Raw genomic sequence first — 17785 nt, 5'->3', positions numbered from 1 at the left:
AAAATGATCAAAGAGCAAAGATTTCCGGTAGAAACTAAATATAAGTGGTATGATATCAGCAATTTGAGTGAAGAAGATAGTAACAAACTGCAAGATGATTTTAATTTCACGCCCGATATGATCTCTTATATTTCCGACCGTCATGAACGTCCGCACTACGATTATGACACCCACACCCATATTCACTTGCTTGTTTATGATGTGCCCATTTGGCCGACACAAACCATCAAGCATTTTACGGCTCACCCGGTAACCTTTTTAGTATCCGGAGAAAACATTTTTACCTTCCATACAGAATCAACTAGTTATGTGTTTGACGAGTTTAATGACCGTGCAATGAGACGCGAATTATCATTAGCACAAGATGTAACCGAATTGTTGATGAAATTTTTGCTGTTTTTATCGCAGTATTTCCAACGTGCAGTTACGCAGCTAGATGTTCAGCGCAATACTTTGGATCAAAAATTGTCTGGTGATATCGACAATAGGGACTTAGTTGAATTATCTAATATTGAAAAAAGTTTGGTTTACTTATCTAGTTCAATCCAAACCAATTTGATGATGCTTCACAGTTTGAAGCTTTCAGAACTTGATTTTACCAAACCTGCTCGTGAGCGCTTAGATGATGTTTTAATTGAGTCTAATCAGTCCGCAGAAATGGTCAAAATTTCGCAACAGGTTACGCAAACTTTGTCTGCGACATCCAATAATATGATGAACAATAATCTGAACGATACGATGAAGTTTTTGACAGTTTGGTCTTTGGTTCTGACTATTCCAACTATCCTAACGGGTTTTTATGGCATGAACGTAAGTTTACCGGTAGGTCATAGCTCAACCGATTGGATTTTTATTTCGCTGATTGGAATTGTGTTAATGCTTTGGCTGATCATCTTGATGAAACGACACCACTTCTTTTAATTGAGGTAGATATATGAAAAACAAGGTTATTATTGGCTCACTGATTACGACATTACTTGCTTTTATGCTCTATTCGTTAAACCTAAAGCGAGTACAAAATACAAGTGTTGAAATTGTGGGTCAAAGCCAAAGTGTTAAAAAAGAGCGTGGCAAAGGTAAACTATCGCATGAGCCAAAAGTTGCTGAAGTAGAATATCCGACTCATGTTCAGATTGCTTCAGGTAGTGATCAAACTTGGGCCAAGCAGATTGAGAAGCTAATGGGAAAGGATCAGAGCTACCAAGTTGCAGTTCAGGACCTTAATTCTGGCAAGTTTGCACGCGTGGCAAATACCACTAAAGCACATGGTGTTACTGGGACTGGGCGGTTATTTTTACTAGCAGCAGTTTTTTACCAAGAAGAACACGGCAAGCTTACCAGTCATTCGGCAATCAAAGTTAAAAAGTCAGACCGCGCTAAAGGCGAAAAAGCTTTGCAGCCTGGAATAGCTTATGGAACAACTTTTTTAAGGCAGACTTTGATGCAGGGGAATAAAACCGCAGGAAATGTTTTACTACGCAAGGTTAAACCGCAAAAAGTTAATGCTATGGCTAAAAAAATGGGAGCTGATTCCACTAAATTTAGCAAAAAATATACAGCCAACCCATTAGCTCAAACAACGGCAAACGATATGGTCGCTGTAATGGATGACTTGTACAAAAATAAAACACTAAGTCGTCAGTATTCTAATTTGACACTTGGATCATTGAATCAAAACGCAACAGGACAAAAGCCAAAATTAGTACAAAAGGTTCACGGCGCGACTGTATATGCGATTGGTGATGATCGTTCTAGTGTTGCTATTATTGAAAATAATGGTCAAGCATATTGTGTAGCCGTTTGGAGTAATTCAAATAAAAAGTTTGCTAAACTTGGAGAAGTCGTCAGCAATTTCTTTAAATAGATAAAATAAATTTAAAAATGCCTTAAGAGCTAACTTGCTTTTGAGGTATTTTTAATGCAAAAATCCTGTTAAATCAAGATTTTAGTCAATTTGGAAATTTTTTTGAATTAATCTACAGTCTGTAGATTGTATTCTGCGGTTTGTAGTGTTATATTGTTTCCTATGCTGTCAGAGGGAGGGATGAAGTTGGTTAAAAAAAGAAGCCTTGATCTCGATAAAGTGATTGCTAAGGCAACAGAAATGATTGGTCAAAAAGGATTATCGGCAACAACGCTGCCTAGCTTGGCTAAGGAGCTTGGTGTTCGTTCGCAATCTCTTTATCACTATGTTTCTGGTCGTAAGCAATTATTATCACTTGTTGGTGCAAGTAGGATTAAAATTCTAAGTAAGCAGTTAGTTGATAATCTGATTGGACTTTCAGGTAAGGAGGCATTATTTAAATTTGCAGATATCGTTCGCAATTTTATTTTGAACGATCCTGCATTGTTTAGCATTCTTTATCACCTCAATGAGTATAAGCCGGAAGATGCAATTACTAAGGAAATCATGAACATAATTGCATTTGCTGACAAACTGAATTTAAGAAGCGACAGCACTGTTTCGCTTCATTCCTTAATTGGCGCTGTTTTGGGCTATATCTTTTTAGATGTGTCCGCGTCGATTGAGGGTGAAACCAGTACCGAGGCTGATCAAGGCTACCATGATATGATTATCAAACTGGTCCAGCCGAAAAATATTTTGGAAGAATAGAGAGGAAAAACAAAGTGCAAAAATTATTTAAAAATCATATTTTTTCATTTATTGCATGGGTTTTAATCCTGATTATTTCTGTTGTGGCACTGCCAGACGTTACTGGGTTAACGCGTGAGCACTCAAACATTTCCTTACCACAGGATGTTCAAAGTGAGGTCGCACAATCAATTCAAAATGATTGGGGACCTAAGCAAAAGAACACTTATCAAATTGCAGTTGTTTTTAATAAGAAAAACGGTAAATTAACTGCAGACGATAAGAATGCAATTAATGACACAATTGATCGCATTAAAGAAAATCAGGATAAATACGGTATTAAGATGGTCTTAGCACCAGACGATAATATCGCTACCAAGAAGCAACTACAGTCAAAAGATAAGACTACTTGGATTTTACAAGTTAACGTTGCAAAAAAACACGCTCCAATTAATGAAGTAGAGCAGGAATTAACCAAGGCTGTTAAAACTGCAGGTATCAGAACTTATGTCACCGGTGCAGACGTTTTACAGAACGCCTTCTCGAACTCAATTCAAGAGGGAATTAAAAAGACTGAAGTCATTACCATTGTCTTCATTTTCATTGTTCTAGTAATTGTCTTTAAGTCACCAATCGTGCCATTAATTTCTTTGTTAACAGTTGGTGTTTCATTTATCACTGCTTTCTCGATTGTTACCAATCTAGTTAAGTATCAAAACTTCCCATTTTCAAACTTTACACAAGTCTTTATGATCATTGTGTTGTTCGGAATCGGAACGGATTACAACATCTTACTGTATGATAAATTCAAAGAAAATCTAGGTAATGGCCTTGATCGCTATGGTGCGATGAAGGATGCACTTAAGGTAGCAGGTAAGACAATCTTGTATTCAGGATCATCGATCTTAATTGGTTTTTCAGCTCTTAGCTTAGCTAAATTCTCAATTTACCAATCTGCAGTCGGTGTTGCAGTTGGTGTCGCTATCCTACTGGTTGTTTTGTTAACACTAAACCCATTCTTCATGGCTGTTTTAGGCGAAAAAATGTTCTGGCCAGTTAAGAAATTTACTGGTGAACATGAAGATAAGCTCTGGCATGGTATCTCTAAGAGTACTATGGCTCATCCAATTATCTATTTAGTCGTTTTAGCAGTTGTGGTAACACCATTTGCTTTAATGTACTCAGGTCATCTTAATTATGATGATACTGATGAAATTGATAATGCTACCCCTGCCAAGGCCGGAATGCTTGTAGTTGAAAAGCACTTCTCCAAGGGGATGGCAGAACCATCAACCCTTTATATCAAGAGTGATCATAAATTAGACAATGAAGCAGATTTGAGACTGCTTGATCAACTTACCAGACAAATTCAATCTTCTGGGGATGTTTCTCTAGTAACTTCTGTTACTCAACCATACGGAGAACGAATTGATCAACTTTATGTTAATAACCAATTAAACACAGTTAATAAGGGTGTCGACCAAGCTCGAGATGGTTTAAGTAAACTAAGTAAAGCAAGTAAGCAATTATCAACTGGTGCAAGTCAGTTAGCTAGTGGAACAAGTCAATTACAAAATGGTACCGGACAGCTCCAAAGCGGAACCGGCCAACTTCAAAGTGGTGCGGGTCAATTGCAAGGTGGTGCTGGAAGACTCCAAAGCGGTACGCAACAAATGACTAGCGGCTTGAATCAACTTAATTCTCAATTAGCAGCTGGCTCTCAAGGCATTGCTTCAGCTCAAGCCAATACTAAAGCAGCCTTGGAAAAGAGCTACAAGGCCAACTTGGCTCAAAGCATGAATAGCATTCCAGGCTTGACACCACAACAAAAGATGGCGGCAATGCAAGCAGCAGGTGCTGCACTTGAAAAATCATGGGCACAAGCTTCAGCTTCAATGCCAAATGTTTCTGGCCAGATGGGTCAATTACAATCAGGTGTTGGTAGATTAGCTTCAGCTTCAGGTCAATTAAGTAGCGGTGCCTCCACTTTAAACGGCGGAATAGGTCAACTTAATTCTAGTCTTGGTCAATTGAACTCAAGCGTAGGTCAACTGAACTCAAGTGTAGGAAAATTGAATTCCGGTGCAGGTCAGTTGGCAGACAACACTCCTAAGTTAACTTCTGGTTTAGATGAAGTTAACAGTGGCTTGGGCCAAGGTGGAGCTTATCTTACCGGACTTGCTAGTTCATCAGCAGCAGATAGCTTCTATATTCCTAAGGAATTTATCAAGAATGATATGTTCCAAACCTCGGTTAAGAACTATCTGAGCCCTGATAAAAAATCAGCAATGATCATGATTGTCTTTAGTTCAAACCCAAGTAGCACTAAGGCAACCAAGAAGGCGCAAGACTTAAGCTTAATGGCTAAAAAGTCTTTAGCAGGTACAAGACTTGATAAAGCAACTATCGCAATGGGAGGAGAAAGCTCAAACATTGCTGATATTAAGGATATTGCCAACAAGGACTTTATCAGAACAGCCGCAATTATGTTGATTGGTATCGGAATCGCATTGATTTTCGTTACTCGTTCATTATTGCAACCTCTATATATTTTGGGTACATTACTTATTGCGTACTTCTGCTCATTATCAATTACTGAATGGGTAGTTAAGGCAACAATGGGCAAAGACATGTTAACTTGGAATACACCATTCTTTGGCTTTATCTTGTTAATTGCCTTAGGTGTAGACTATAGTATCTTCTTGATGACGCGTTATCGTGCAATTGAAGGAGGCAAGCCGAGTGAACGAATGCTTAAAGCTTGTGGTATTATCGGAACAGTTGTTGTTTCAGCTGCAATTATTTTAGGTGGTACTTTCGCTGCATTGATTCCATCAGGTATTCCAACTTTAATTGAAGTTGCTTTAACTGTAATTATCGGACTAATTATTTTAGTCTTCATTATGCCAATCACGCTATCTGCAGCAGTTAAACTGACTTATGAAGGCGTGCACTGGAATAAGAGTAAACGAGTTAAACAATAGAATTTTAAAAGATTGAATTGCTCATTTTGAGTGTTCAATCTTTTTTTGTATATTTAGACTAGCTTTACAAAACTTTTAAGATAAGCTAGAATAACGCTAATTAACTTATTAACAGAATTATGAGGAGAACTGAAATGTCAAGAGATGTAAATAATCAATAAAGCTCTACAGATAGCTAAATAATTAAATCACTTTTCAAATAGGAAAATTAATTATCAGCTCAACGTGGGGCGAGGCAAGGTATTAATTTGGCAAAAAAGCAAATTAATAGCGTACTTACACATTGAGGTGTTTAAAGTGGAATTAATTAAAATAGATCATTTAAAAATTGACGTTGCAGCTACCAAATTACTTGAAATTGACAGTTTAAATGTTACTTCAGGTCAAAAAATCGGTTTAATTGGAGACAACGGAGTTGGCAAAACTACTCTAGTTAACATACTTGCTCAACAAGATATGACCGATTCATTTATAATTAAAGGCAAAATTACCAGAAATTGTAATTTTGCTTATGTTCCCCAATTGCTCGATGCAAAGGACAAGAGCGGTGGACAACGAGAAAAATTGGCTATTAAACTAGCAATTGCTAAATTAAAAAACATGTCCAATGGCTTATTATTGTTGGACGAACCAACTTCTAATTTGGACGTTAAACAGCAAAAGTGGTTGGTTCAATTACTACAAAAAAGCAAGATTGCGTGTTTAATAGTTAGTCATGATCAAAATTTTCTAAGTCAAGTTTGCAATAATATTTGGTACATTCAAAAGCAAAAGGCCAGCGGTTTTACAGGAACATATTCTGAATTTCAACGGTTTCAAGCTGATAAGCAGCACTTTCTTGAAAAAGAGTATGAGCAACAAAAAAAGCGTGTTAATCAGTTGCAAGTTAGTTCCAATCAGAAACTCAATAAGGCAAAAACTTTTAATAAGAATAAAAAAGGTCTGTCGTCGTCTGATTGGCGGTCGAAATCATTGGGTAAGCAAAGAGCCAAGAACAGCGTCATTAAGGCTAGTAAAAACCTGACTAATAAACTTAACCGAGAGAAAGCTAAGCTCGAAAAGCCACAGGTTCGTCGTTCCATTACATTTAAAAATGGAACAGAAAAGCAAGCTATTGCAGATATCAGTAATGATAAAGCAATTAGGCTAAATAAGCAGAAAGTTCAGGCTTTTGAGCGTAATCTTTTTACCATTGACAATGAAATTAACATAGATTTCCAAACAAAAGTGTTATTGGCTGGCCAAAATGGAGTAGGCAAAACCGTCTTTTTAAAACAAATTAAGCATCGGGAACTAGTGGGTTATTATAGCCCCAAATTAAAAATTGGCTATTTTGATCAGAATATTTGTGTAAAACAAACTGATCAAACATTGATTGCATCGCTTAATGAAACCAGTATGTTTGATGACAGTTCAACAATGCAGATTCTAGGTGATTTGCACTTGAAGCAGTTTGCACAACAAAAGATTAGTAGTTTAAGCGGTGGACAGCTGGTCTGCTTTAATTTAGCTAAGATCATTACCGGGCAATATAATTTGCTGCTATTAGACGAGCCAACTAACTTTTTGGATATTGGGTCAATTAACGCATTAGCCGAATTCATCACAAATTATCCATTTGCAATTATTTTGGTATCTCATGACCAAGCATTTGTTGATCAAATTAAGCTGAAAGAGTGGCAGATTAAGAGTAAAAAATTGCTGGTTTCTGAACCACCAATTAATGAAAATGAGAAAAGCAACGCAAATGAACTTGAATTGCTTAAGTTTAAATTGGATAGCTTAATGCTGTCACCTAATGCAACAATTGCGGAAATCAAAGAACTTAAAGCAAAAATTGAAGGTTTACAATGATTTTTCATTAAAAAGAGTGATAAAGAAATTTTCTTTATCACCTTTTTTGTTTTATGATTAGTGTATTAATTTAACTACAAGCAAAGGATGTTTTTTATGACTACTTGTCCAAATTGCGGGCGGAAAATCTCAGCAGAGGATACGATTTGTCCTAATTGTCACTTCAATGTGCAAAAATATCATGATCTCTTTTTTGCTGATGCCCCCCGCGAACCTCAAAATAAAGAAAAACAAGAAGCAGAACGAACTGTTACAAGAAGAGAAGACTATCGCCAAGAGTTTTACCCTAAAAAGCAAAATATAATTGTTGCAAGGATGCTCGATTGGATTCGTGCCAATAGTATGATTGTTTTGTTATTGGGTATTTTATTGCTACTGATTATGAGTTTCTCTCGTAGCATCGGTTGGATTTGCTTTTTTGCATTATTTATCTGGCTCTATGTGGTATGTATGCGAACAGACAAAATAGAGCGCTATACAGTCGATAAGCGATTAACTGAAAAGGTCAATCAGCTTGGCTCTAATATGTTCAATAATGTTGATGAGTCTAAGGAAAAAGTTAAGTCTAAAAGAAACGGAAAAGAGCCTTCCAAGGGCGAAAGGCGAGTTGAAGAAGAAGTTGCAACGGTCAAAAAGCACTTTAATTACACCCAACTGCTAGTCATTTTAATGGCAATTATTAATCTAATTGTTTTGTTTACTGGTTCTGGTGCTTCCGTTTCTGACATTTCATACACAGGTAAAATGTCAATTACACGTGTTTTATTTGGGCTGGCCGGACGTTTATTTTCATCAAGTAGCACTTTGGTGCCAGGAATCGAAGTCTGTGTAATCTGGCTATTGATTTTCCTATTCCCAATTGTGATTACTTATAATACACTGAAGGATACAAAAAAGAATTGCAATATTGCATTTGTTTTGTCGATAATTGAGTCACTTTTCCTAGTTTATCTAATTTTCCGCTTATCAAATACTACACTTTCAAATACAGGCTTCTTGAAGAACATTACTAGTCAATTACTTTTATATGCTGTTTCGATAGGTGCTTCGACCTATTTCTTAATTTTATCAAGCGTCATGACGACAATTTTATTAGGTTATAACCTATACAAAAAATATAAACAAGAGTAACAAAAAAGCTGGACATTATAGCTGTCCAGCTTTTTTATTTATAAAAGATTATTCCGTTGGCATATCAATTACCAAGTGTTCGTTGACAAATGCCATCATCCCTAAATCACTCAATTCGCGGCCATAACCCGATTTTTTAATTCCGCCAAAAGGTAATTCTCCAGAGCTAATCCAGGTTCCGTTAATAACGGTCATTCCAGTCTCAATTTGAGCTGCAACTTCTTGTGCATGTTTAACATCTGCGCTGATGACAGATGAACCTAGACCATAGCTTGAGTCGTTAGCAAGTGCAATAGCCTCATCTTCATCTTCTACTTCGTAAACAATTGCAACTGGGCCGAAGAATTCTTGGTCATAAGCTGGGTTGTTTTTATCAACATCGGTTAAAATAATTGGTCTGAAAAATGCTCCATCAGAATTAATCTCAGGATATTCGTAGAAAATTTTTGCGCCAGCGTCAATGGCTTCGTCAACTTGCTTACTTAATTTATCCCTTGATCTAGTTGAATTCATTGGTGGTAATGTCGTGCTAGTGTCGAGTGGGTCCCCCGCTTTTAAGACTGAAAAAGCATTTTTCAGTTCATGCAAAACTTCATCATAGCGTGATTTAACCACAATAATACGTTTAGATGAAGTACATACTTGACCGTCGTTATACGTTCTAGCAGAACTTAAGGCTTTCTTCAATACTAATGGATCCGCATCATCTAAAACGATGAAGGCATCATTACCGCCAAGTTCCATAGTTGACTTCTTTAGGTTCTTTCCGGCATTTTCTGCAACAGAAGCCCCGCCGCGCTCTGAACCAGTTAGTGCAACACCCTGTACACGAGGGTCAGCAATAATTTGGTCAAGTTGATCGTAACTAGGGTAAAGGTTAATGAGGCTACCTTCAGGTGCACCAGCCTGTTTAATTATTTTGGCAGTTAATGCGGCAGAACCAGGAACATTATGTGCGTGCTTTAATAAAATTGGATTACCGACAATAAAGTTTGGCGCAAAAACACGAATGACTTGATAAAGTGGGAAGTTCCAAGGTTCACAAGCCATGATTACTCCTGTAGCTTGCTTAAGATAATAAGCATTACCCAAGTTTGATTCGATTGGTTGTGGCTTAAGCATTTGTGGACCATGATCAGCGTAGTAATCGCAAATTGATGTGCATAGTTCAACTTCTCCTTTGGACTCGTTGATCATTTTGCCCATTTCTAGAGTCATTATTTTAGCCATTTCTTCCTCATTTTGGCGGAAGCCATCGGCAACTTGGTGTAAAATTTCAGCGCGACTTTCTGGAGTCTCGTGACGCCATTTATGATAAAGTGCATCTGCCAAGTTGATTGCATCTTCAATTTGACTAGCTGTTGGATTATCGTAACTGGCAAAAGTTTCATTGGTATATGGATTGACTGATTGATATTTAGCCATATTAATTCTCCTTAAAAGATACTTTTCTACGTTACAAATAGATAAACTCTATTATAAACCGTTTTCAATAAAAAGTTGCACTAGCTACTAATTTTAACTTTTAATTAACCGGTATTACTGCTGGTTATTCATTAGACTGTTTTCGAGATATGTCAAAGAAAAATCAATGTACTCGCTGGCATACGCCATTGCATGACGTTTCCCAGGAATTAATTTGAGTTCAATCCCAAGATTTTGACTGGCTAAATAGTTAATAAAAGCAAGCAGATATTTAGTTGGTGCTAATTCATCAGTTGAATTAATCATTAAAAGCTGATGGAGATTGTGGTAATCATATGACGCTGCATCGATTAGTTTGAGCGTGCTCATTTTTGGTGAACCGGCATAGGTTAAAGTGAAATACTTGTAAAATGAGTCATTGATTTCATTCAAGTCTTCTGTTCCAAAATCTTTATGAGCCTGAGGTGATGGCTTAACTGTGGGATGATCTTTCATCCAATTAGAGAATGAGACGGGCGCAGACCACGTAACGGTTGGAAAGCCATATTTTCCTGCCACTAGTAAGGCTAGCGTACCCCCACTGCTAACGCCAATTTGACTGATTTGTGTTCCTTCTGCGACATATTTACTGTTTAATAGCCATTTAACAAAATTAGTGCTGTCTTCATGTGCAGCAGGAAAAATTGCTTGAGGAGCAAGTGAATAATTAGGGGCAAAAACAAGAAAACCACGAGTAGCTGCCATCAAACATAACTCTTTAAGATTGCTTTTATCGCCACGGAACCAACCGCCACCGTGCCAAAATAGCAAAATTTTGGTTTTTGCGTTGCTTTGGGGCAAATAAATATCTGTCGCTAATTGCTTTTGCTCGTCGAAGATGATATCAGTTAAAATCTCTGTCATTGTCTATTTCCTCCCAATTATTTAGGCTACTATTTTTTAATTGTTTAGATGGACTATACTTAAATAAAAGTTATTAGTACGTTTAATTTCTTCTTTTTAGTTTATCATTAAGTTACATGATGCAAATTTAAGTGCAATCTTTAAAAAAGTTAAAATATTTTAATTATTAAGTTAAATGACGTAAAAACTAATCATTAGACTAAGTTTTTTGGTAAAATGAGCCCTAATATTGGAGGTAAGCTATGCATCTGTCAGCTAAAACCAGTCGAAAATTAATTAATATCTTGACCGTTGTTAGCGGGATTATCATCATTTTATTATGTATTTACTGGTACAATTTAGGAATTTTTACTAGTCAAGCAAAAATGAAAGCATATCTGGCTGATAAAAGAATTATTGGCCCAGTTATTTTTGTGTTAATCCAGATTATTCAAGTGGTCATTCCAATTATTCCAGGCGGAGTGTCTTTGCTGGGTGGGGTTGTGTTCTTTGGCCCTTTAGCAGGCTTTATCTATAACTACGTTGGTGTCTGCATTGGCTCGATTATCAACTTCTTCTTAGCCCGCTTTTATGGTAGGCCCTTTATTCTGCATATTGTGTCCGAAAAGACCCTTGATAAGTATATGAAATGGACTAAAAATCAGAATAAATTTAACTGGTTCTTTGCGGTCTGTATAGTTGCGCCTATGGCTCCTGATGATGTTCTATGTTTATTAGCAGGATTGACAGACATGAAATTCTGGACATATTTCTGGATCATTATTTTAGGTAAACCATGGACAATCGCAGCTTATAGTTTCGCTTTAATGTTTGGGATGGACTGGCTTCTCAAGATTGTTGGTAAGTAATGAGTAGTCGGGTGTTTTTGAGACCCTTTCAAAATACTGATGCAGAAGTATTGTTAAAATGGGGTCAGGACGATTATTATAAGCAGCTAGCCGCTTTTCAGCACTATGACAATTTTGCCCAAGCAGAAGTTGCCGCTGGTCAATACGCTGCACGCAAGTATAGTTATGCGGTTTGTCTAATGCAAACAGAAGAAGTAATCGGCTTGGTCGAACTATATGAACGAGGAACGAGCGAAAAAGAACTGCTAGATACCAAGGAAGTTGGCTTTCTACTTGATCGTGCGTTTGAAGGCCATGGTTATATGACAGAGGCGTTAACCTTACTATTTGATTTTGCATTTAAAAAGTTGCAACAAAGAGAAATCTGGGCCGGCACTTTTAAGCAGAACCTGCGTTCACAAAAATTGCTCAAGACGCTAGGTTTTGACTATGCTTATGCGGTTGACCTAAGTCAGATTAGTAAGCTGTTCAAATACGAAGAAAAATATTACGTGCTGAAAAAAGCACAATGGCTGAAAGATCATTAAACTTGAGTCTGGGAAATACAGTTTCCCAGACTTTTTTGCTAAAAATAGTTACGCTAACTAAAAGCATTAAATTGAGTCTGTAAAAAGTGCTAATTACCTTAAGTAAGCTAATTATTTGAACTTGCTACATAAAGGGAATACCCTGAAAGTGTTAATAAATGAATATATTATTACACAGATGGGAGAGTGTCCAAAATGGATAAGATAGGTCAAACAAGATTAAATGATCCGTTTTTGAATCGTGGCACTGCTTATACAAAAGAGCAGCGTGAGCAATATCATTTAGAAGGAATGCTGCCGCCAAAACAGCAAACGCTTGAGGAACAAGCGCGTGAAGTTTATCTGCAATACCAAGAGAAAAAGACTAATTTGGAAAAGCGCATTTTTCTCATGACTGTTTTTAATACAAATCGTGTTTTGTTTTTTAAGATCTTTAGTGAACACGTAACTGAGTTTATGCCCATTGTTTATGATCCGACAATTGCGGAATCAATTGAAAATTACAGTCATTTGTTTGTTAATCCACAGAATGCCGCTTTTCTTTCTATTGATGAGCCTGATCAAATTGAGGCTAGCCTGAAAAATGCGGCTGACGGTCGAGACATCAAACTAATCGTAGTAACCGATGGTGAAGAAATTCTTGGAATAGGTGATTGGGGCACACAAGGTGTCGACATTTCTGTTGGTAAGTTGATGGTTTATACTGCTGCGGCAGGTGTCGATCCAGCATGTGTTTTACCAGTAGTACTTGATGTTGGAACAAACAATGAGAAGCTGCTGAGTGATTCGCTTTATTTGGGTAATCATCATCGGCGTATAAATGGCGAGCCATATTATCAATTTGTTGATCGTTTTGTTCAGGCGGTTGAAAAGCTTTTTCCTGGGCTATACCTCCACTTTGAAGATTTTGGTCGTGACAATGCTGACAATTTGTTGAAACACTATCGCGGACAAATCCTAACTTTTAACGATGATATTCAAGGAACTGGTGTAATTGTTTTAGCGGGAATTTTAGGCGCGTTAAAAATCAGTGGCCAAAAGCTAACCGAACAAAAATATGTTTGCTTTGGTGCTGGAACTGCTGGAACCGGGATTGTTGAACAAGTATATGCCGAAATGTTGCAAATGGGGATGAAACCAGATGAAGCACGCAAACATTTTTACCTAGTTGATAAACAGGGACTGCTATTTGAGGATACCCCTGATTTAACTCCTGCCCAGAAGCCTTTTGTTAGAAAAAAGACTGAGTTTGCCCATCCGGAGCAACTAACAGATTTAAAGAGTGTTGTGCAAGCAGTACATCCAGACATTTTAGTCGGAACTTCGACTAGATCTGGTGCTTTTACGCAAGAAATTGTGACAGAAATGGCAGCTCATACTGAGCGACCAATTATTTTTCCACTGTCTAATCCGACACAGTTAGCTGAAGCAAAAGCCCAGGACTTGATTCAATGGACGAAAGGAAAGGCATTGGTGGCAACCGGTATCCCAGCTGATCCAGTTGAATATCAAGGAACAAAATATGAAATTGGTCAGGCTAATAATGCATTAGTATATCCTGGACTTGGCCTAGGAGCATTAGCAGTCAATGCTAAGATTTTGAGTGATGAGATGATTAGTGTTGCTGCCCATTCTCTAGGTGGAATTGTTGATTCAAGTAAGCCGGGAGCCGCAGTTTTACCACCGGTTGAAAAATTAAACGTCTTTTCACAAACTGTGGCAAAAGCTGTAGCTAACCAAGCAATTAAAGACCACCTTAATCAAAACGATTATCAAGATGGTGAAGAAGCAGTGCAAGCTTTGCGCTGGTCTCCAGTTTATTCAGATGATTGGAAGTGAGAATAAATGCAAGCCTTTCTTACATCTTTGACTAGTGTTGTCGAACTTTTGTTAGTGATTGCATTAGGGTATTGGTTGCGTAGTAGTGGAAAGCTTGGTGATCAATTTAAAAGTAACATTTCGTATTTGATTATGAATATTGCTTTACCTGCTTCAATTTTTGTTTCGGTTTTAAAGTATCTAACGAGGGAAAAATTATTTGGCCTAACTGGTGGCCTGATCTATGCAATCATCTGTTTTGCCTTAAGCTATTTCTTTGCTTGGTTACTATGCAAAGTTTTACGAATCCGTAAAGGTAGGCGAGGGACATTTATTAATGCGATTACTAATGCCAATACGATTTTTATTGGATTACCATTAAATATTGCGCTGTTTGGTCAAAAAAGTATGCCGTATTTTTTGATTTACTACGTATTAAATACAGTTTCAACTTGGGCAATCGGTGTCTTCTTTATTTCTAGTGATGATCCAACTGTACAAAAACAGAAACAGCAAAAATTTAACTGGAAGAAATTACTACCAGCACCACTAGTAGGTTTCTTAATTGCTTTGCTCTGCTTGCTAGTTGAAGTACCAATCCCAAGTTGGATTACTGCTGTTTTAGGCATGGTTGGTGGAATTGTAACACCAATGTCGTTAATTTATATTGGTATTATTTTGGCTGATGCTGGTTTAAAGTCTATTCACCTCGACCGTGATACAATTTGGGCTTTACTTGGTAGATTTGTATTAGTTCCAGCATTGATGATTACCTTAATTGTTGTTGGTGGAAGCTGGGGACCAGCACTAACGAGGCTAGCAAAACAAACATTGATAGTACAGTCCGCGACACCTGCTTTAGCAGTTTTACCGATTCTTGTAGGTGAATCGCATGGGGATGTACAATATGCAACTAATGTTGTAACTACTTCGACTGTATTGTTTGTGATTGTTGTCCCGCTCGTTTTAGAAATAACCCAAATGCTTTTGTAGTAAATAATGTTAAATAAAAGGAAACCCAAGTAATGCTTGGATTTCTTTTTTTGCAGGTAAGAATTAACTTGATGCCGCAATAAGTATATTGGTTTTATTTTGGTTAAAATATAAATGTTCATATAATTTAAAATAGTATTTGCCAAACGGGTAGGAATGACTTAAAATAATTTCAAAACACGGAGTCCTAAGACTGATTCAGAGAGTTCGCATTTTGGTGTAAGCGAATAGAAGTCGTTTCCAGATTCCATTAATGTGGGTAATTAATAGTTACACGGCATTGCGGCACCGTTATCGCCAACTTAATGAAGTGCAACTGCGAAATTCGTGGTTGAAACTGGGTGGTACCGCGAAGCCATGTAGAGCCAATTCGTCCCAATTTGAGGGATGAATTGGCTTTTTTTGTGGAGGTAAACTATGTTAGATATTAAAGTGATTCGCGAGAATCTTGATTGGGCTAAGGACAAACTTAGTAGACGTGGCATTAAGCCTGAAGAACTCGATGAATTGGTAAAAATTGATGCTGATCGTCGTGAGGGCTTGAACCGTAGTGAACAATTAAAGGCAGAGCGTAACAAAGTTTCAAAGGAAATTGCTGAAAAGAAGAGAAACAAGGAAGATGCAACTCCTGCGATTGAAAAAATGCGTGAAGTTGGTCAAGAAATTAAAGAACTTGATGAAAAAGTTGCTGACTTAACCGAAAAGCAAAATTATATTTTGTTAAGATTGCCTAACTTCCCAGATGATTCAGACCCAATTGGCCCTGATGAAAGTTTCAATGAAGAAGTACGTAAGTGGCATGAACCTACTAAATTATCTTTTAAACCAAAAGCACATTGGGAATTAGGAACTGATTTAGACATTTTAGACTGGGATCGTGGTGCAAAAGTTTCTGGTGCACGTTTTGTTTACTATAAAGGTGCCGGTGCATTACTTGAACGTGCTGTATTTAACTTTTTCTTAGATGAAAATACTAAAGAAGGATATACAGAAGTAATTCCACCTTACTTAGTTAATGATGAATCAATGCAAGGTACGGGCCAATTCCCTAAATTTCGTGAAGATGTTTACACAATTGTAGATAATGATGATCCTGACAAGCCACTTGATTTAACTTTAATTCCAACTGCAGAAGTTCCATTAGTTAACTACTTCCGTGATGAAATTATTCATGAAGATCGGTTACCAATTAATGTAACTGCACTTTCACCAGCATTTAGAAGTGAAGCAGGTTCAGCTGGTCGTGATACTCGTGGATTAATCAGAATGCATGAATTCAGAAAGGTTGAAATGGTTAAAATCTGTAAGCCTGAAGAATCATGGAATGAACTTGATAAATTAACCAAGAATGCTGAACACTTATTACAAAAACTGAACTTGCCATACCATGTCGTTGCATTGTCAACAGGGGATGCAAGTTTTACTAGTGCAAAAACTTATGATCTAGAAGTATGGATGCCAGCTCAAGATAAGTACCGTGAAATCTCCAGTTGTTCAAACTGTACTGACTTCCAAGCACGTCGTGCCCAAATTCGTTATCGCGATGAAGATGGTAAATTGCACTTAGCTCACACATTAAACGGTTCAGGACTAGCAGTAGGTAGAACAGTTGCAGCAATTCTAGAAAACTATCAAAATGAAGACGGAACAGTAACAGTTCCTGAAGCTTTAGTTCCTTATATGAATGGTAAAACAAAGATTACTAAGGAAGAAAGCTTAATCTAAATAACTTAAAAGGTCGATTTCGACCTTTTTTTATTGAAATTTTTTTGCCATAAAATTACAAAATCCAACCCAAAAATGAACAAATTACGAATATTTTATTTTAAAGTAAATATTATAATTAGAGATAATGATGATATTAGTAATTAGCTTAAACTAATTTTGATTTAGTACTCCTCGAATACCGAACATAAAAAATTATTTGACGAGTTCTACCAATTGGAGTAAAGTATTATTTGTTCTTGACGAAGTGCTCAAAAGCACTGTCGGACAAAGAAAAAATCGAGCAAAACCAGTTGACAAAAGTTAGCAGGTTTAGTAAGATAACACACGCTGCTAAGGCAAGTCGAAGATAGCGGTCAGAAAAAAGTTCTTGACAAAGAGAACAAGATCTGATTAAATATCTAAGGCGCTGCAATAAGCGGCAGGTAGTACCTTGAAAACTGAACAATGTTTTCGCAAAAATGTGCGGGTTTAAAGAACCCAAAACAAAAGAGCGAAGTCAATTTCGCAAGCAAATAAATCCGAGATGCAAATCTTGGAACGAATGAGCAAACATTCAAACAAACATTTAAAAATGAGAGTTTGATCCTGGCTCAGGACGAACGCTGGCGGCGTGCCTAATACATGCAAGTCGAGCGAGCAAAGTTAAAGGAATACTTCGGTAGGAATTTAATAGCGCGAGCGGCGGATGGGTGAGTAACACGTGGGCAACCTGCCCTTTAGCTTGGGATACCACTTGGAAACAGGTGCTAATACCAAATAAGAAGTAAGAGCGCATGCTCAAGCTATGAAAGGCGGCTTTCGAGCTGTCACTAAAGGATGGGCCCGCGGTGCATTAGCTAGTTGGTAAGGTAACGGCTTACCAAGGCAATGATGCATAGCCGAGTTGAGAGACTGATCGGCCACATTGGGACTGAGACACGGCCCAAACTCCTACGGGAGGCAGCAGTAGGGAATCTTCCACAATGGACGCAAGTCTGATGG

13 protein-coding genes and 1 rRNA gene are annotated in these 17785 nt (G+C 37.4%); 12 read left to right on the top strand and 2 right to left on the bottom strand.

Annotated elements, in window-relative coordinates; translation table 11 throughout:
- Positions 1-3: 3 nt before the first annotated feature.
- The 6 genes from H3R25_RS06470 to H3R25_RS06445 all read left to right on the top strand — a co-directional run bounded on the left by H3R25_RS06470 (position 4) and on the right by H3R25_RS06445 (position 8562).
- Entirely contained in the window at positions 4-921 is a 918-nt protein-coding gene (locus H3R25_RS06470) for a magnesium transporter CorA family protein (RefSeq protein ID WP_074426120.1), read from the top strand.
- Positions 922-934: 13 nt separating this feature from the next.
- Positions 935-1864 carry a serine hydrolase gene (locus H3R25_RS06465; RefSeq protein ID WP_198194643.1) on the top strand — a complete coding sequence of 310 codons (930 nt, stop codon included), beginning with the start codon at positions 935-937 and terminating at the stop codon, positions 1862-1864.
- 186 nt (positions 1865-2050) lie between these two features.
- Positions 2051-2614 (top strand): TetR/AcrR family transcriptional regulator, encoded by a 564-nt coding sequence (locus tag H3R25_RS06460; RefSeq protein WP_074425966.1) that lies wholly within the window; start codon positions 2051-2053, stop codon positions 2612-2614.
- Positions 2615-2628: 14 nt separating this feature from the next.
- A complete protein-coding gene (locus H3R25_RS06455; RefSeq protein ID WP_198194642.1) occupies positions 2629-5577 on the top strand; it encodes an MMPL family transporter in 2949 nt (982 codons plus the stop codon).
- Between the two features lie 297 nt (positions 5578-5874).
- Positions 5875-7431 (top strand): ATP-binding cassette domain-containing protein, encoded by a 1557-nt coding sequence (locus H3R25_RS06450; protein WP_198194641.1) that lies wholly within the window; start codon positions 5875-5877, stop codon positions 7429-7431.
- Positions 7432-7527: 96 nt separating this feature from the next.
- Complete coding sequence (locus H3R25_RS06445) at positions 7528-8562, top strand: zinc ribbon domain-containing protein (protein WP_198194640.1); 1035 nt, start codon at positions 7528-7530, stop codon at positions 8560-8562.
- Between the two features lie 48 nt (positions 8563-8610).
- Here H3R25_RS06445 and H3R25_RS06440 read toward each other — a convergent pair whose 3' ends face one another.
- Together H3R25_RS06440 and H3R25_RS06435 are read right to left on the bottom strand one after the other, a co-directional pair.
- On the bottom strand, positions 8611-9987 hold the full coding sequence (locus H3R25_RS06440; protein ID WP_198194639.1) for an NAD-dependent succinate-semialdehyde dehydrogenase: 1377 nt from the start codon (positions 9985-9987) through the stop codon (positions 8611-8613).
- Between the two features lie 114 nt (positions 9988-10101).
- Positions 10102-10890, bottom strand: a complete 789-nt coding sequence (locus H3R25_RS06435) for an alpha/beta hydrolase (protein ID WP_198194638.1) — start codon at positions 10888-10890, stop codon at positions 10102-10104.
- A gap of 242 nt (positions 10891-11132) precedes the next feature.
- Here H3R25_RS06435 and H3R25_RS06430 point away from each other — a divergent pair, with 242 nt between their 5' ends.
- The 6 genes from H3R25_RS06430 to H3R25_RS06405 all read left to right on the top strand — a co-directional run.
- On the top strand, positions 11133-11738 hold the full coding sequence (locus H3R25_RS06430; RefSeq protein WP_198194637.1) for a TVP38/TMEM64 family protein: 606 nt from the start codon (positions 11133-11135) through the stop codon (positions 11736-11738).
- On the top strand, positions 11738-12265 hold the full coding sequence (locus H3R25_RS06425; protein WP_109715121.1) for a GNAT family N-acetyltransferase: 528 nt from the start codon (positions 11738-11740) through the stop codon (positions 12263-12265). The genes H3R25_RS06430 and H3R25_RS06425 overlap by 1 nt, the downstream gene beginning before the upstream one ends.
- A 195-nt stretch (positions 12266-12460) precedes the next feature.
- Complete coding sequence (locus H3R25_RS06420; protein ID WP_198194636.1) at positions 12461-14104, top strand: malolactic enzyme; 1644 nt, start codon at positions 12461-12463, stop codon at positions 14102-14104.
- 6 nt (positions 14105-14110) lie between these two features.
- Entirely contained in the window at positions 14111-15076 is a 966-nt protein-coding gene (locus H3R25_RS06415; RefSeq protein WP_198194635.1) for an AEC family transporter, read from the top strand.
- Between the two features lie 417 nt (positions 15077-15493).
- Complete coding sequence (gene serS, locus H3R25_RS06410; RefSeq protein WP_198194634.1) at positions 15494-16801, top strand: serine--tRNA ligase; 1308 nt, start codon at positions 15494-15496, stop codon at positions 16799-16801.
- Between the two features lie 570 nt (positions 16802-17371).
- A 16S ribosomal RNA gene (locus H3R25_RS06405) occupies positions 17372-17785 on the top strand; the annotation flags it as partial.

This window comes from Lactobacillus sp. M0390 (genome assembly GCF_016102085.1).
Lineage (GTDB): Bacteria > Bacillota > Bacilli > Lactobacillales > Lactobacillaceae > Lactobacillus > Lactobacillus apis.
This window is presented reverse-complemented; position numbering and strand designations above follow the sequence as displayed.

Coding starts and splice junctions, on each gene's coding strand:
- H3R25_RS06470 (WP_074426120.1), top strand. CDS start 4: ATGATCAAAGAGCAAAGATTTCCGGTAGAAACTAAATATAAGTGGTAT.
- H3R25_RS06465 (WP_198194643.1), top strand. CDS start 935: ATGAAAAACAAGGTTATTATTGGCTCACTGATTACGACATTACTTGCT.
- H3R25_RS06445 (WP_198194640.1), top strand. CDS start 7,528: ATGACTACTTGTCCAAATTGCGGGCGGAAAATCTCAGCAGAGGATACG.
- H3R25_RS06440 (WP_198194639.1), bottom strand. CDS start 9,987: ATGGCTAAATATCAATCAGTCAATCCATATACCAATGAAACTTTTGCC.
- H3R25_RS06435 (WP_198194638.1), bottom strand. CDS start 10,890: ATGACAGAGATTTTAACTGATATCATCTTCGACGAGCAAAAGCAATTA.
- H3R25_RS06430 (WP_198194637.1), top strand. CDS start 11,133: ATGCATCTGTCAGCTAAAACCAGTCGAAAATTAATTAATATCTTGACC.
- H3R25_RS06425 (WP_109715121.1), top strand. CDS start 11,738: ATGAGTAGTCGGGTGTTTTTGAGACCCTTTCAAAATACTGATGCAGAA.
- H3R25_RS06420 (WP_198194636.1), top strand. CDS start 12,461: ATGGATAAGATAGGTCAAACAAGATTAAATGATCCGTTTTTGAATCGT.
- H3R25_RS06415 (WP_198194635.1), top strand. CDS start 14,111: ATGCAAGCCTTTCTTACATCTTTGACTAGTGTTGTCGAACTTTTGTTA.
- serS (WP_198194634.1), top strand. CDS start 15,494: ATGTTAGATATTAAAGTGATTCGCGAGAATCTTGATTGGGCTAAGGAC.